The 14,204-nt window shown below is 73.7% G+C and carries 13 protein-coding genes; 8 read left to right on the forward strand and 5 right to left on the reverse strand.

The window, feature by feature from the left end:
- The first annotated feature begins 90 nt into the window (after window positions 1-90).
- Entirely contained in the window at window positions 91-1,089 is a 999-nt protein-coding gene (locus AB5J54_RS06095; RefSeq protein WP_369142867.1) for a LuxR family transcriptional regulator, read from the forward strand.
- A 6-nt stretch (window positions 1,090-1,095) separates the two neighbouring features.
- Here the strand turns inward: AB5J54_RS06095 and AB5J54_RS06100 are convergent, their stop codons facing one another.
- From AB5J54_RS06100 to AB5J54_RS06110, 3 genes are all read right to left on the reverse strand, one after another.
- Window positions 1,096-3,108, reverse strand: a complete 2,013-nt coding sequence (locus AB5J54_RS06100) for a prolyl oligopeptidase family protein (RefSeq protein WP_369142868.1) — start codon at window positions 3,106-3,108, stop codon at window positions 1,096-1,098.
- 24 nt (window positions 3,109-3,132) lie between these two features.
- On the reverse strand, window positions 3,133-3,681 hold the full coding sequence (locus AB5J54_RS06105; protein ID WP_369142869.1) for an FABP family protein: 549 nt from the start codon (window positions 3,679-3,681) through the stop codon (window positions 3,133-3,135).
- A 62-nt stretch (window positions 3,682-3,743) separates the two neighbouring features.
- Window positions 3,744-4,901 carry a hypothetical protein gene (locus AB5J54_RS06110; RefSeq protein WP_369142870.1) on the reverse strand — a complete coding sequence of 386 codons (1,158 nt, stop codon included), beginning with the start codon at window positions 4,899-4,901 and terminating at the stop codon, window positions 3,744-3,746.
- 158 nt (window positions 4,902-5,059) lie between these two features.
- Between AB5J54_RS06110 and AB5J54_RS06115 the strand changes: the two genes are divergently transcribed.
- The 6 genes from AB5J54_RS06115 to AB5J54_RS06140 all read left to right on the forward strand — a co-directional run bounded on the left by AB5J54_RS06115 (window position 5,060) and on the right by AB5J54_RS06140 (window position 10,478).
- Window positions 5,060-5,143, forward strand: coding sequence for a putative leader peptide (locus tag AB5J54_RS06115; RefSeq protein ID WP_351816447.1), 84 nt, complete (start codon window positions 5,060-5,062; stop codon window positions 5,141-5,143).
- A 117-nt stretch (window positions 5,144-5,260) separates the two neighbouring features.
- Window positions 5,261-6,121, forward strand: coding sequence for an ABC transporter permease (locus tag AB5J54_RS06120; protein WP_369142871.1), 861 nt, complete (start codon window positions 5,261-5,263; stop codon window positions 6,119-6,121).
- On the forward strand, window positions 6,094-6,900 hold the full coding sequence (locus AB5J54_RS06125) for an ABC transporter ATP-binding protein (RefSeq protein WP_369142872.1): 807 nt from the start codon (window positions 6,094-6,096) through the stop codon (window positions 6,898-6,900). Before AB5J54_RS06120 ends, AB5J54_RS06125 begins: the two co-directional genes overlap by 28 nt.
- Window positions 6,901-6,936: 36 nt before the next feature.
- Window positions 6,937-7,968 (forward strand): ABC transporter substrate-binding protein, encoded by a 1,032-nt coding sequence (locus AB5J54_RS06130; protein WP_369142873.1) that lies wholly within the window; start codon window positions 6,937-6,939, stop codon window positions 7,966-7,968.
- Window positions 7,968-9,179: an LLM class flavin-dependent oxidoreductase gene (locus AB5J54_RS06135; RefSeq protein WP_369142874.1), complete on the forward strand. Its 1,212-nt coding sequence runs from the start codon at window positions 7,968-7,970 to the stop codon at window positions 9,177-9,179. The genes AB5J54_RS06130 and AB5J54_RS06135 overlap by 1 nt, the downstream gene beginning before the upstream one ends.
- A 195-nt stretch (window positions 9,180-9,374) precedes the next feature.
- Entirely contained in the window at window positions 9,375-10,478 is a 1,104-nt protein-coding gene (locus AB5J54_RS06140) for an NAD(P)-binding domain-containing protein (protein ID WP_369142875.1), read from the forward strand.
- 9 nt (window positions 10,479-10,487) lie between these two features.
- Here the strand turns inward: AB5J54_RS06140 and mltG are convergent, their stop codons facing one another.
- Together mltG and AB5J54_RS06150 are read right to left on the reverse strand one after the other, a co-directional pair.
- Complete coding sequence (gene mltG / locus AB5J54_RS06145) at window positions 10,488-11,402, reverse strand: endolytic transglycosylase MltG (protein WP_369142876.1); 915 nt, start codon at window positions 11,400-11,402, stop codon at window positions 10,488-10,490.
- A 287-nt stretch (window positions 11,403-11,689) separates the two neighbouring features.
- Window positions 11,690-13,534 (reverse strand): ABC transporter ATP-binding protein, encoded by a 1,845-nt coding sequence (locus tag AB5J54_RS06150; RefSeq protein ID WP_369142877.1) that lies wholly within the window; start codon window positions 13,532-13,534, stop codon window positions 11,690-11,692.
- An 88-nt stretch (window positions 13,535-13,622) separates the two neighbouring features.
- Here AB5J54_RS06150 and AB5J54_RS06155 point away from each other — a divergent pair, with 88 nt between their 5' ends.
- Window positions 13,623-14,177, forward strand: coding sequence for a MarR family winged helix-turn-helix transcriptional regulator (locus AB5J54_RS06155; RefSeq protein WP_369142878.1), 555 nt, complete (start codon window positions 13,623-13,625; stop codon window positions 14,175-14,177).
- The last annotated feature ends 27 nt before the right edge of the window (window positions 14,178-14,204 follow it).

Here is a 14,204-nt window from a genome sequence, read left to right on the forward strand (position 1 = left end):
TGGGGCCCCGGGGCGCCCGGATCGGACAGTGGCACGGATCGGCCACACCCGGGCGGCGGAGGCGGCCGGGGCCGGTCGATAATGCGGTCCATGGCGAACGAGAAGCTCGGTGAGGCGCTCCGGCTCCTGGGGATCGGCGACGAGGCCCGGCGGGTCTACGTCCGGCTCCTGGAGCTGGGGCCTGCGCCGCTGAGCGCGATCGGTGCCGCGGCCGGTCTCGACGGTGCGGAGCTTTCTGCGGCGTACGGGGAGCTGGTCGACGCGGGCCTGGCGAGCCCGGCGGCGCAGGGCCCGGACCTGGTGGCGCCGGTGCCTCCGGCCGCGGGCCTGGAGATCCTGGGCCGGCACCGGGCGGCCGAGCTCGACGAGTCGCGGATCACGGTCGGGGGCGCCTTCGAGTCGTTCCGGCGGCAGCGGCTCGCCGCGTACAACGACGATCTGGTGGAGGTCGTGACCGGCGACGCGATCGGTCCCCGGAGCCGGCAGGCCTGGGCGAGTGCCCGTGAGCAGATCCGGCAGTTCGACACGCCTCCGTACACGCCCATCCCGGGCTCGACGGACGACGCGCTCGCGACGCTGGCGCGGGGGGTGACCCAGCGGGTCATCTACTCCCAGGCGTCCCTGGAGCATCCGGACAAGATGCGGACGGTCATCGAGCCGTGCATCGAGGCGGGCGAGCAGGCCCGGGTGCTGCCGCAGCTCCCGGTGAAGCTCATGATCATCGACGAGGCGTACGCGCTGGTGTCCCTGTCGATCAGGGAGGCCGACGTGCACAACACGATGCTGGTCGTGCAGCCCTGCGGGCTGCTCTCCGCGCTCGTGGCCCTCTTCGAGCAGACCTGGCGGAGCGCCCTGCCGTTCCACGGCCGCACGGCCCGTCCGGCGGGCGTGCTGCCCGCCGGACTGCTGCCCGCCGACCGCCGGCTCCTCTGGCTGCTCGCGGGCGGCGCGAGCGACGACGTCATCGCCCGGGAGATCGGGGTCAGCCGCCGTACGCTCTTCCGCCGGATCCAGGTGCTGATGGCCCGGCTGGGTGCCACGAGCCGTTTCCAGATGGCGCTGCAGGCGCAGCGCCAGGGCTGGTTGTGAGACCCCTCAGGTGAGGTGCCGCCGGAGGAAGGTGTGCACGAGGGCGCTGTTGTGGGCGGCCTGTTCGTTGTCCCCGGCGCCCGCGTGGCCGCCGCCGGTGTTCTCGTGGAAGAGGACGGGGTGACCGAGTTCCCGCAGCCGGGCCGCCGTCTTGCGGGCGTGGCCGGGGTGGACGCGGTCGTCGCGGGTGGAGGTCATCAGGAGCACCGGCGGGTAGGCCCGGTCGGCCGTGAGCCGGTGGTACGGGGAGAGCTCGCGCAGGTGGGCGAGGTCGGCGGCGTCGTCCGGGTCGCCGTACTCGGCGATCCAGGACGCGCCCGCGAGGAGCTTGTGGAAGCGGGTCATGTCGAGCAGCGGGACCTGCGCGACGATCGCGCCGAACAGCTCCGGGTGGCGGGTGAGCATCGCGCCCATGAGCAGGCCGCCGTTGCTGCCGCCGGAGGCGCCGAGCCGGTCCGGGGTGGTGATGCCCCGGGCGACGAGGTCCCTGGCGACGGCCGCGAAGTCCTCGAAGGCCCGCGGCCGGTCCGCGCGCAGGGCGGCCTGGTGCCAGTCCGGTCCGTACTCGCCGCCGCCGCGGATGTTCGCGATGACGTACGTGCCGCCGCCCTCCAGCCAGGCGCGGCCGGTGACGGCGCCGTAGTAGGGGGTGAGGGAGACCTCGAAGCCTCCGTAGCCGTAGAGCAGGGTGGGGCCGGGGCCGGTGACGGCGTGGTCGGGGCCGATGACGAAGTACGGCACGCGGGTGCCGTCGGCGGAGGTCGCGAAGTGCTGCTCGACCGTGAGTCCGGCGGTGTCGAAGCGGTCCGGGGCCTGCTTGAGGACCTCCGTGTCGCCGCCGATGTGCCCGCGGTGGAGGCTGGACGGCTGGAGGAAGCCGGACACGTCGAGGAAGTACTCGTCGGAGACGTCCGGGTCGGTGTCCACGACGCCGACGGCGGAGAGCGCCGGGACGCCGACGAGCGGGGTGCGCGTCCAGCCGGCGCCGTCGGCGCCGGGGGTGAGGACCTCGATGCGGGCGCTGACGTCCCGCATCGTCTCCAGGATCAGATGGTGCCGGGTCCAGGAGTGCCCGGCGAGCGCCGTCCGCGCGTCGGGGGTGAACAGCACCTCGGGGGTGCGGTCGCCGGCGAGGAAGGCGTCGAAGCCGAACGCGAGGAGGGAACCGGTCGGCTGCCCGAGCCACTCGGACTTCAGGGTGACGAGCAGGTGCCGGCGGTGGGCGTGGACGAGGGCGTCGTCGGGGACGTCGATGCGTACGGTCGTGCCGTCGGGCTCCAGGAGGTACGTCTCGCTGCGGAAGAAGTCCAGCGAGCGGCCGACGAAGTCCCGCTCGAAGCCGGGGGTGTCGTCCCGGTACCCCCAGGCCGACACGTCGCCGTCCTCCGCCTCGTACACGAGCTCGGACTCCTCGATCGGCGTGCCCCGCCGCCAGCGGCGGACCGTGCGCGGGTAGCCGGAGTCGGTCAGCGAGCCCGGGCCGGTGTCCGTGCCGACGAAGACGGTGTCGGCGTCGATCCAGCCGATCCGCGTCTTCGCCTCCGGCACCCGGAAGCCGTCCTCGACGAACTCCCGCGTGGCGAGGTCGAATTCGCGGACCACGACGGCGTCGCCGCCGTCCCGGGACAGCCGCACCAGAGCCCGGTCGTAGGCGGGGCGGCGCACCCGCGCCCCGTCCCACACCCACTTCTCGCCCTCCGCGGCGGCGAGCGCGTCGACGTCGAGGAGGACCTCCCACTCGGGCGCGTCCTTGCGGTACTGCTCCAGGGTCGTGCGCCGCCACACCCCGCGCACGTGCTCGGCGTCGCGCCAGAAGTTGTAGAGGTGGGCACCGCGCCGCGTGGTGTACGGGATGCGGTCCGAGGCGTCGAGCACCTCCCTCACGCGCGCCTTCAGCGGGGCGAACCCGGCGTCGGCGGCCAGCACGTCCGCCGTCTCGGCGTTCCGCTCGGCCACCCACGCGAGGGCGGCCTCGCCGGAGATGTCTTCCAGCCACAGGTACGGGTCGTCATCGCTCACCCCCGTATTGTGCAGGTTCGGGCGTCAGCTCCGGCTTTCGCGGCGCAGCCGTACGGCGAGGTGGTGCTGGAGCGGCCGGCCGACGGCGGCCAGGTCGTGCACGAAGTCGAGGGTGTCCTCGCCGGTGAGCGTGTAGCGGCGGCGGGTGGCGTCGACCTGCTTGGCGGTGGGCGCGAGGGCGACCTCGTGGGTGGTGAGGTCGACGGTGGTGCCGTCCGCGTGGCCGACGGCGATCTCCGCGATGCCGGTGGGCTGGGTGATCAGTGCCTCGACGCGCCCCTCGGGCTGCAGCCGCCACCAGCCGCTCTCCCGGGCCGAGGGCCGCAGCGGGGTGCCGGCCTCGTCGATGAGCCAGGCCCGCGCCTCGTAGTGCAGAAAGGGGCGCCCGTCATGGCTGAAGGTGACCTCCTGCTCGTACGCGAACTCCTCGGCGAGCGAGGGATAGCCGCCGCGCCCCCGCCCGGTCCAGGTCCCGAGCAGCCAGGTCACCGGGGCGAGCAGCGCGTGCGGCGCGGGCGCCTCGTCCGGCCGGAACGCGTCGGGATAGGGGTGCTGCCGGTCGCGGTCGTTCATGGGGTGCGCTCCTGGGTCGGGACCTGTGCCGTACGGCAGCTTAGGCGGCGGCGTTCGGCAGCTCAGGCAGCGGCGTTCGGCGCTTCGGCCGCGGCGTTCGGCGCGCCCCGCAGCGAGAGCCGGAGGACCGTGGTGGCCACGGCGCCGGCCGCGAGGCCGAAGGTGAGCGCGGCCGGGACGCCGTTGCCGATGCCGGCGGAGAAGTGGAGCAGGCCCTGCTGGGGGCCCGCCTGGACGACGGCGATCCGGAGGAGCTGGCTCGCGAGGAGCCCGAGGACGGTGGCGCAGACCGCGCCGGCCGCCATGGCGGGGAGCGTGGCCCGGGTGAGGAGCCCGGGCAGCGTCCGCAGGGCCCACCAGACGACGACGAGCAGGAGGACGTCGGAGGCACGGTAGAGGAGCCACTCGCCGAGCGGGCCGCCCTCCGGGCCGGACCAGGCGCCGAGCAGCAGCCACTGGCGCAGCAGGTCGCCCGGCTCGGAGAGGAATCCGCCGTCCGGGGAGAACTCCTGGAGGGCGGCCGCGGCCGAGTGGTACGAGAGGACCACGACGGACAGCGCGATCACGGCCGTCCCCGCGGTGGCGGCCAGACGCGCGGCGCGGGCCGGGACGTCCGTGCGCGGCAGCGGTTCCGCGCCCCTGGCGGTGATCCGTGCGACGAGGACCGTGGCCGCCGCCGCGACGAGGCCGACGGCCACCGGGAGCTGTCGCCCGGAGGCGATCACGCTCGCCAGCTGGGGCAGGAAGCGGTAACTGCCGTGCCCCGTCGAGGCGATCAACCACGGGGCGGACACGGCCAGCGCCAGGGTGCCGGCCACCGCGCCCCAGGCCCACAGCGCGAGGAACGCGGCGGCGGTGCGCCCGCGCACCGGCGGCAGCCTGCGGACCAGGAGCAGCGCGCCGAGCACATGGGCGACGAGGACGGTGCCGTACCGGATCTGCAGGCCCGTCGTGTACAGGCCTGCGTAGTGGCCGCGGTCGTCGCCGCCCATGGTGTCCGCGACGTATCCGGAGACCATCGCGCCCGCGTCGAGGAAGGCCGGCGGGTCGTACGCCCACGGGGCCAGCCAGCTCTGGAGCTCGGCGACCCGCTCGGCGCCGAGCTGGTCGCCGCTGCCGGGCAGCCGCAGCGCGTCCGCGGTGGCCCCGGCCCACCACAGGAGTGCGGTGAGCAGCAGCCCGCCGATCAGTGCGGGTATCACCGCGCGCCCGTATGTCATGTCCTGTCCCCCGTCGTGAACGCGTCCTGTCAACCGGAGACTAGAGCCTGGTGATCACGCGCGGGGCACGGCCACACGTCGGTTCCGCGGGCGGAGCCCGTGCGTCCAGCGTCCGAGACGCCGTTGACCGGGCGCGCGGCGGCCGCTACCTTCGCGCCATGTTGCGTACAGCCCTGCTCACCACGCGCGGTCACATCGACCTGCTGCGGGTGGCCTCCGCCGCGTGTCGCCGCGGCTGCTGACGCCCTTTCACCTGCACCCCCGCCTCCGCTGAGGCCCTGATCGCCGTGCGCGCGTGTCCGCTCCGCGCCCACGGGCGATGACGCGTACCTTCACCTCCCTCTCCCCCGGAGTCCGTCATGACGGTCGACCACGCCCCTCCCTCCGCCCCGCCCGACATATCGCCTTTGCCGGATGTCGAGTCCTTGACCCCCGCCCGGGGGCCGGGCCGCCGCCCGTCCGTTCCGCGCTGGCTGCGCCGGGCCGTGGGGCCCCTCCTGCTGCTCGTCCTCTGGCAGGCGAGCAGTGCGGCGGGGGTGCTTCCGGCGGACGTGCTGGCCTCGCCCGGGACCATCGCCCGGGCCGCCGGCGAACTGGCCGGGGACGGGACGCTGCCGACCGCGATGGGCGTCTCGCTGCGGCGGGTCGCCGTGGGGCTGCTGCTCGGCGGGGTGGTGGGCATCGCGCTCGCCCTGGTGTCCGGGCTGTCACGGCTCGGCGAGGACCTCGTCGACGCGCCCGTACAGATGCTGCGGACGGTCCCGTGGGTGGGCCTCATCCCGCTGTTCATCATCTGGCTGGGGATCGGGGAGGCGCCCAAGGTGGCGCTCATCGCCCTCGGCGTCGCCTTCCACCTCTATCTGAACGTGTACGCCGGGATCCGGGGCGTCGACGCCCAACTCGTCGAGGCGGGCGAGTCCCTGGGGCTCGGCCGGTGGGGCCTGGTCCGGCACGTCGTGCTGCCGGGCGCGCTGCCCGGGGCCATGACCGGGCTGCGGTACTCCCTGGCGACGGCCTGGCTCGCGCTGGTCTTCGGCGAGTCGATCAACGCCGACGCCGGGATCGGCTTCCTCATGAACCAGGCGCGGGAGTTCTTCCGCACGGACGTCATCGTCGTCTGCCTCGTCGTCTACGCCTTCCTCGGCCTGCTGGCCGACGCCGTCGTCCGTACTCTCGAAAGGCTGCTGCTGCAATGGCGACCGACCTTCACGGGGCAGTGACCGTCCAGGGCCTGACCCGCTCCTTCGACGGGCGTCCCGTCGTCGACGGGCTCGATCTGACTCTGCGCGCCGGCCAGTTCACCGCGCTCCTGGGACACAGCGGCTGCGGCAAGTCGACGCTCCTGCGGATCCTCGCGGGGCTCGACCGGGAGATCTCCGGCACGGTCCTCGTGCCGCGCCGCCGCGCGGTCGCCTTCCAGGCGCCGCGCCTGATGCCCTGGAAGAAGGTCTGGCGGAACGTCCTGCTCGGGCTGCCGGGGAAGCCCGGCCGGGCGGTGGCGGAGAAGGCGCTCGCGGAGGTGGGCCTCGACCACCGCTCGGGAGCCTGGCCGAAGACCCTGTCGGGCGGCGAGGCCCAACGTGCCTCGCTGGCCAGGGCGTTGGTACGGGATCCGGACCTGCTGCTGCTCGACGAGCCGTTCGGCGCGCTCGACGCGCTGACGCGGATCAAGGCCCAGCGGCTCGTGGCCGAACTGTGGCAGCGACGCGGCTGCACGGTCCTGCTCGTCACGCACGACGTCGACGAGGCGCTGCTGCTCGCCGACCGCGCCCTGGTCATGCGGGACGGCGCGATCGCCTACGACACCGCCGTCGACCTCGACCGGCCCCGCTCCCCCGGCGATCCCGCGCTCGCCGCGCTCCGCACCCGGCTGCTCGCCGAACTCGGCGTGACCGACGGCTCGGACCGAGGCCCGGCCGACGGCTCGGACCGAGTCCTGGCCGACGACTCGGACCACGGCGTGGCCGACGGCGAACTGGCCGCGCACGCGGCCGCCTGACCCCTCCCTCCCCCCCCGTTACCCGAGGAGACATCCGTGAAGTCCATCCGCCTGTCCGCCGCCGCGCTGCTCGTGCCGCTCGCCCTGCTCGCCTCCGCCTGCTCCGGCGCCTCCGCCGCCGGCGAGGCCTCGAACTCCGACGGCAAGGGCTCCCTCGTCCTGAACGTCGGCGACCAGAAGGGCGGCGCCGAGGCCCTGCTGCGCGCCGCCGGTGAGCTCGACGACCTCCCGTACCGGGTGAAGTGGTCGACGTTCACCTCCGGTCCACCGCTCCTCGAAGCGATCAACGCCAAGGCCGTCGACTTCGGCTCCGTCGGCAACACCCCGCCCGTCTTCGCCGCCGGAGCCGGCTCGAAGATCACCGTGGTCGCGTCGACCCACGGCGACTCCGCGGGCGAGGCGATCCTCGTCCCGAAGGACTCCCCGCTGCGCACCGCGCGGGACCTGAAGGGGAAGAAGGTCGCCGTCGCCCAGGGAAGCTCCGCCCACTTCCAGCTGCTCGCCTCACTCCGGAAGGCCGGCCTGCAACTCTCCGACGTCCAGGTCAGCCTCCTCCAGCCGGCCGACGCCCTGGCCGCGTTCACCAGCGGCAAGGTCGACGCCTGGGCCGTCTGGGACCCGTACACCTCCCAGGTCCTGCTCAGCGGCAAGGGCCGGGTGCTGACCGACGGGCGCGGCCTCGTCAACGGCCTCGGCTTCCAGGTCGCCGCCCCCTCGGCGCTGGCCGACAAGGAGAAGGCGAAGGCGATCGGCGACTTCGTCGAGCGGCTGCGCCGCGCCCAGGGCTGGGTGTTCGACCACCCCGAGGAGTGGGCGAAGGTCTGGGCGAAGGAGACCGGACTGCCGTACGAGGTGGCCCTCGCGGCCGTGAAGCGCAGCAACGGGACCCGTATCCCCGTCGCCCTCGACGACACGGCGATCGCCTCCGAGCAGCAGATCGCCGACACCTTCGCCGAACTGAAGCTGATCCCGCACACGTTCCGCTTCGCCGACTACGTCGACACCCGCTTCAACAAGGACCTGCCGCCGTCCACCACCCCGGCGCGCAGCTACGGAAAGGCCTCCTGATGACCGTCCATCTGCACTGGTTCCTGCCGACCGGCGGCGACGGCCGAACCCTCGTCGACCGGCACGCCTACACGGACGGCGGGATCAGCCGTAACCGGACCGTGTCCGGGGTCCGCGCCCCCGACATCGACTACCTCGTCCAGATCGCCAAGGCGGCCGAGCAGTTGGGCTTCGAGGCCGTGCTGACGCCGACCGGCACGTGGTGCGAGGACGCCTGGCTGACGACGGTCGCCCTGGCCCAGCACACCGAACGGCTGAAGTTCCTGGTGGCGTTCCGGCCGGGGGTGATCTCCCCGGTGCTCGCGGCCCAGATGGCGTCCACGTACCAGCGGATCACCCGGGGCCGGCTCCTGCTCAACGTCGTGACCGGCGGCGACTCGGCCGAGCAGCGCCGCTTCGGCGACCACCTCGACCACGACCGGCGGTACGCGCGCACGGCCGAGTTCCTCTCGGTGGTGCGGGGCGTGTGGGGCGGGCGGCCGTACGACTTCGACGGCGAGCACTTCCGGATCGAGGGCGGGCTCACCGCCCTGCCGCCGGACCCGCTGCCGGAGATCTTCTTCGGCGGCTCGTCCGCGGCGGCCGGCCCGGTCGCGGCGGAGCACGCGGACGTGTACCTGACGTGGGGCGAGCCGCCGTGGCAGGTGAAGGAGAAGATCGACTGGATCCGGCGGCTCGCGGAGGAGCGCGGGCGCACCGTCCGGTTCGGGATCCGGCTGCACACGATCTCCCGCGACTCGGCGCGCGAGGCCTGGGCGACGGCCGACCGGCTGCTCTCCGATCTCGACGCGGAGACCGTCGCCGCGGCGCAGGAACTCCTCGGGCGGAGCGAGTCGGTCGGCCAGCAGCGGATGCTCGCGCTGCACGGCGGCGGCTCGCTCGACCGCGACCGGCTGGAGATCTCGCCGAACCTGTGGGCGGGCGTCGGTCTGGTACGGGGCGGGGCCGGGACCGCGCTGGTCGGCAGCCACGCCGAAGTCGCCGACCGGATCGAGGAGTACCACGACCTGGGCGTCGAGCACTTCGTCCTGTCCGGGTACCCGCACCTGGAGGAGGCGTACTGGTTCGGCGAGGGCGTGACGCCGGAGCTCGCGGCGCGCGGGCTGCTGCCCTCGGCGCCCGCCTCCCCGCTGCTCGGCGTCCCGGCCGCGAACGGCCGCCCGGCCTCGGCCCCCGGCGGGGCACCGCTGCTCGTGCCGGGCGGGCGGTAGGAGGCACCCCCGGGTTGTTCCCGGCGCTGGACGGTGCACGCCGTGTTCACCGCTCGCGCCCGCCGTGGTCCTCCATGAAGGACCACGGCGGGCGCGGGTGTCGGCAGGAGCACGTTCACCGGAAAGGACGACGTCCGCCCTCAGGCGCTTGACCAGGGCGGGAAGAACCTCGCCCCCACCCCGGTTGGTGGAAACGTGAACGATTTCGGGTTCGAAGAGGTCAGGACGGTGGACGTCGTCGTCATCGGCGCCGGGCAGGCGGGGCTCTCCGCCGCCTTCCACCTGCGGCGCACCGGCCTGGAGCCGGACCGGGACTTCGTCGTCCTGGACCACGCCCCCGAACCGGGCGGCGCCTGGCAGTTCCGGTGGCCCTCCCTCACATACGGCAAGGTCCACGGGATGCACGCACTGCCCGGCATGGAGCTGACCGGTGCCGATCCCGCGCGCCCCTCCTCGGAGGTGATCGGGGCGTACTTCGACACGTACGAGCGGACCTTCGAGCTGCGGGTGCACCGGCCCGTCGACGTCACCGCCGTCCGGGAGGGCGAGGGCGGACGGCTGCGGGTCGAGACCTCGGAGGGCGTGTACGCGACGCGGGCCCTGATCAACGCAACCGGCACCTGGGACCGTCCGTTCTGGCCGCGCTACCCCGGGCAGGAGACCTTCCGGGGCCGCCAGCTGCACACCGCCCGGTACCCGGGGCCCGAGGCGTTCGCCGGGAAGCGGGTGCTCGTCGTCGGCGGCGGGGCCTCCGGCACCCAGCACCTCATGGAGATCGCCGAGGTCGCCGCGGAGACGACCTGGGTCACCCGGCGCGAGCCCGTCTACCGCGAGGGTCCCTTCGGCGAGGTGGAGGGCCGCGCGGCGGTCGCCCTCGTGGAGGAGCGGGTACGGCGCGGGCTGCCGCCGCAGAGCGTCGTCTCGGTCACCGGGCTCCCCCTCAACGACGCGATCCGGGCGGCCCGGGCGCGCGGGATCCTGGACCGGCAGCCGATGTTCGACCGGATCACCCCGACGGGGGTGGCCTGGGACGACGGCCGGACCGTCGACGTGGACGTCATCCTGTGGGCGACCGGATTCCGGGCGGCGATCGACCATCTGGCGCCGCTGCGGCTGCGGGAGCCGGGCGGCGGCATCCAGGTGGAGGGCACGCGCGCGGTACGGGACGAGCGCGTCCACCTCGTCGGCTACGGCCCTTCGGCCTCGACGATCGGCGCCAACCGGGCCGGCCGCGCCGCCGCCTCCGACATCCGCCGCCTCCTCCACCACGACCGCACGGCCGCCACGCCGGTCGTCTGACCTGCCCGTTCAGCGCTGTCCGGCGCTCCGGTTGGCGTTGAACTCGGCCACGTTCGCCCGGTGGGCCGCGTAGTCGGCGGTGAAGCGGGTGTCCCCCGGGGCGACCGTGACGAAGTAGAGCCAGTCGCCGTCCGCCGGGCGGATGACCGCGTCCATCGCCTCGTCCCCAGGGTTGCCGATGGGCGTCGGCGGCAGGCCCTTGCGGGCGTACGTGTTGTACGGGCTCTGGGACTTCGTGTCCGCGAGGCTGGTGTCGACGGTGCTCCGGCCGAGGGCGTAGTGGAGCGTCGAGTCCATCTGGAGCGGCATGCCCTGGGCGAGCCGGTTGTGGAGGACCCGGGCGACCTTCGCCATGTCGTCCGGGTTGTCGGCCTCGGCCTGCACGATGCTGGCCGCGACGACCGTCTCGTACACGCTGAGTCCGCGCGCCCGCGCGCCCTCGGCGATCCGCGCGGCGCCGTAGCGCTTGCCGGCGGTGTCCACCATGAAGCGCAGCAGTGCCTGCGGGGTGGTGGTCGAGAGCACGGGGTAGGTCGCGGGGAAGAGGTAGCCCTCGGGGTTGCCGCCGGCCGCGGCGGGCAGCGGGAGGACGCCGGGGCTGGTCGCGGCCTTCCGTGTGGTGCCGTCGGGCAGATGGAGTGCGCGGTCGACGGCCGTGTAGACCTGGCCGGCCCGCCAGCCCTCCGGGACGAGGAGGGCGCGGGGCCGTTCGACGGCGGGTTCGTCCTGGGTGAGCAGGAGCGGGACGGTGACGGCGCCGGCCACGGTGAGGACGGCTCCGAGCAGCAGCGCGAGCCGCCCGCGCCGGGTGAGACGCGCACGGCGGGGAGACCGTGGCAGGCGTGTGCGGCGGGGAGGCCGGGGCAGGGAGGGACGGCGGGTGCGGCGCGGGGGTGCGTACGGGGAGGACGGCCGGTACGTCATGGGCGCACGCTAACCCGGTCCGTGCGCGAATCCGGGGAACCGCGCACGCGGCGGCGCCGCCGGCCCCCTGGGACGGGGGACCGACGGCGCCGGGCACTGCGATCGTCAGACGAGCCATCCCAGGAAGTGGAGGACGCCGGCGAGCAGGTTGGTGATGACGTTCATGGTGGTGCTTCTCCTCGTGCAGGTACATCAGTGGGACGGTGCGGTCGCGGTCTGCAGCCCGTCGCTCGCACTCCGTAATCTTCCGATGCCGCACGGGAGTCGGGCGACGAATCCCGGAACGATCACACGTTCTGGGGAACAACCGCTCCCACGTTCGCCTGTTCGGTACGGGCGTCCCGGCGGACCAGGGCCGCGTACCGCCCGTCCCGGGCGAGGAGCTCCTCGTGCGTCCCGCGCTCGGCGATCCTGCCGGCCTCCAGGACGACGATCTGGTCGGCGTCGCGGACGGTGGAGAGCCGGTGGGCGATGGTGAGGGTGGTGCGGCCGGCGGACAGGGCGTCGATGGCGCGCTGCACCGCGTGCTCGGTCCGGGTGTCGAGGGCGCTGGTCGCCTCGTCGAGGATCAGGACCGGAGGGTCGCGCAGGATGGTGCGCGCGATGGCGAGGCGCTGCTTCTCGCCGCCCGAGAAGCGGTAGCCGCGCTCGCCGACGAGGGTGTCGTACCCGTCGGGCAGCGAGGCGATGTGGTCGTGGATCTGGGCGGCGCGCGCGGCGGCCTCGATCTCCTCGTCGGTGGCGTCCGGCTTGGCGAAGCGGAGGTTGTCCGCGACGGAGGCGTGGAAGAGGTACGTCTCCTGGGAGACGACGCCGACGGCGCGGGCGAGGGTGTCGAAGTCCAGGTCGCGCACGTCGACCCCGTCGAGGGTGACGCGGCCGCCGGTGACGTCGTACAGCCGGGGCACGAGGTAGCTGAGGGTGGACTTGCCGGAGCCGGTGGGGCCGACGACCGCCAGGCTGCCGCCGGCGGGGACGGTCACGTCGATGCCGTCCAGGGTCGGGCGGCCCTGCCCCTCGGGGTCGTAGTGGAACTCGACCTTCTCGAAGGAGACCTCGCCGCGGATCTTCGGCAGCCGGACCGGCTCGTCGGGCTCGGTGATGTCGACGGGCAGGTCGAGGTATTCGAAGATGCGCTGGAAGAGCGCGAGGGAGGTCTGCACCTGCACGCCGGTGGAGAGCAGGCTGACGGCGGGGCGGAAGAGGCCCTGCTGGAGCGAGACGAAGGCGACGAGCGTGCCGAGCGAGATCTCCGAGCCGCCCGAGCCGAGGGCGATGCCGGCGGCCCAGTAGATCAGGGCGGGCATCGCGGCCATGACGATGCCGATGGTCGACATCCGCCACCGCCCCGCCATGGAGGAGCGCACTTCGAGGTCGACGAGGCGCTCGGACTCCTCGGCGAAGGACTTGGTCAGCGAGTCGGCGCGGCCCATGGTGCGGCCGAGCAGGATGCCGCTGACCGAGAGGGACTCGGTGACGGTCGCGGCCATGGCGGCCATCTGCTTCTGGCGCTGGGTGGTGATCGCCTTGCGCTCACGGCCGACGCGCCGGCTGATCCAGACGAAGACGGGCAGCAGGAGCAGCGAGACGAGGGTGAGGCGCCAGTCGAGGGCGAGCATGGCGACGACGGTCGCGACGACGGCGGTGAGGTTGGAGACGAGGGAGGTGGCCGTGGAGGTCACGGTCGCCTGCATGCCGCCGATGTCGTTGGCGATGCGGGACTGCACCTCGCCGGTGCGCGTGCGCGTGAAGAAGGCGAGCGGCATCCGCTGGAGCTGCTCGTAGACCCCGGTGCGCAGGTCGTGCATGACGCGCTGGCCGACGGTGGTCGAGATGAGGGTCTGGAGCACGCCGAAGACGCTGGTCAGGACGGCGGTGGCGATCATGCCGAGGGCGAGCAGGCTGAGCAGCCCGGTGCGGCCCTGGGGGATGGCGGTGTCCAGGATCTCCCGGAGGAGGAACGGCGAGGCGACCGAGACGAGCGAGGCGGCGCCGACCAGGAGGCCGACGAGCGCGAGGCGCGCGCGGTAGGGGCGGAAGAGCCGAAGGATCCGCCGCACCTGGGCGGGCTCCTTGGGCTGGCCGGAGTCGCGGGGCGGGGGCGTCCAGTCGGACTGGTCGTGGGGGCGCATGGGCTCCTTCGAAGGTAGACGATTCCATCGGAGCATAGCTCACTGTTACCTATACTCACAATGAACATGGTCCTGATATTGTTCCCGTATGAGCACCTCCGACCGTACGAGCAGCTCCGACCGTACGAGCAGCTCCGAGCGACCGAGCGGGACCGACCGGCCGAGCGGGACCGACCGCCCGAGCGGGGCCGAGCGGCCGAATGGGGCCGCCGACACCGACGGCCTCCTCGCCGAGCAGCTGCTGCGGCTCACCCGGCGCCTGCACCGCATCCAGAAGCGCCACCTGGAGCCGGTCGGCATCACACCCGCGCAGTCCCGGCTCCTGCGCACCGTCGCGCACTTCGGCGAGCCGCCCCGGATGGCCGACCTCGCGGCCCGTCTGGAGGTCGTCCCGAGGGCCGTGACCAGTCTCGTCGACGGACTCGAGGCGGGCGACCGGGTGCGCCGGGTGCCCGACCCGAACAACCGCCGGGTGGTCCGGATCGAGCTCACCGACGCGGGCCGCGCCACGCTGCGCGAGCTGCGCAGCGCGCGCCGGGCCGCCGCAGAGGACATCCTTGCTCCATTGACCGTCGATCAGCGCGAGGTGCTCGAAGGTCTGCTGTCCGCCCTGGTCGACCCCGGCCCGGAGCGCGGCTGCTGACCCGTCGGGTGCGGGGACGCGCCGAAG

The sequence above is a fragment of the Streptomyces sp. R44 genome, from assembly GCF_041053105.1.
In the GTDB taxonomy this organism is placed as follows: domain Bacteria; phylum Actinomycetota; class Actinomycetes; order Streptomycetales; family Streptomycetaceae; genus Streptomyces.

Coding starts and splice junctions, on each gene's coding strand:
- AB5J54_RS06095 (WP_369142867.1), top strand. CDS start 91: ATGGCGAACGAGAAGCTCGGTGAGGCGCTCCGGCTCCTGGGGATCGGC.
- AB5J54_RS06105 (WP_369142869.1), bottom strand. CDS start 3,681: ATGAACGACCGCGACCGGCAGCACCCCTATCCCGACGCGTTCCGGCCG.
- AB5J54_RS06110 (WP_369142870.1), bottom strand. CDS start 4,901: ATGACATACGGGCGCGCGGTGATACCCGCACTGATCGGCGGGCTGCTG.
- AB5J54_RS06115 (WP_351816447.1), top strand. CDS start 5,060: ATGTTGCGTACAGCCCTGCTCACCACGCGCGGTCACATCGACCTGCTG.
- AB5J54_RS06120 (WP_369142871.1), top strand. CDS start 5,261: ATGACGGTCGACCACGCCCCTCCCTCCGCCCCGCCCGACATATCGCCT.
- AB5J54_RS06125 (WP_369142872.1), top strand. CDS start 6,094: ATGGCGACCGACCTTCACGGGGCAGTGACCGTCCAGGGCCTGACCCGC.
- AB5J54_RS06135 (WP_369142874.1), top strand. CDS start 7,968: ATGACCGTCCATCTGCACTGGTTCCTGCCGACCGGCGGCGACGGCCGA.
- mltG (WP_369142876.1), bottom strand. CDS start 11,402: ATGACGTACCGGCCGTCCTCCCCGTACGCACCCCCGCGCCGCACCCGC.
- AB5J54_RS06150 (WP_369142877.1), bottom strand. CDS start 13,534: ATGCGCCCCCACGACCAGTCCGACTGGACGCCCCCGCCCCGCGACTCC.
- AB5J54_RS06155 (WP_369142878.1), top strand. CDS start 13,623: ATGAGCACCTCCGACCGTACGAGCAGCTCCGACCGTACGAGCAGCTCC.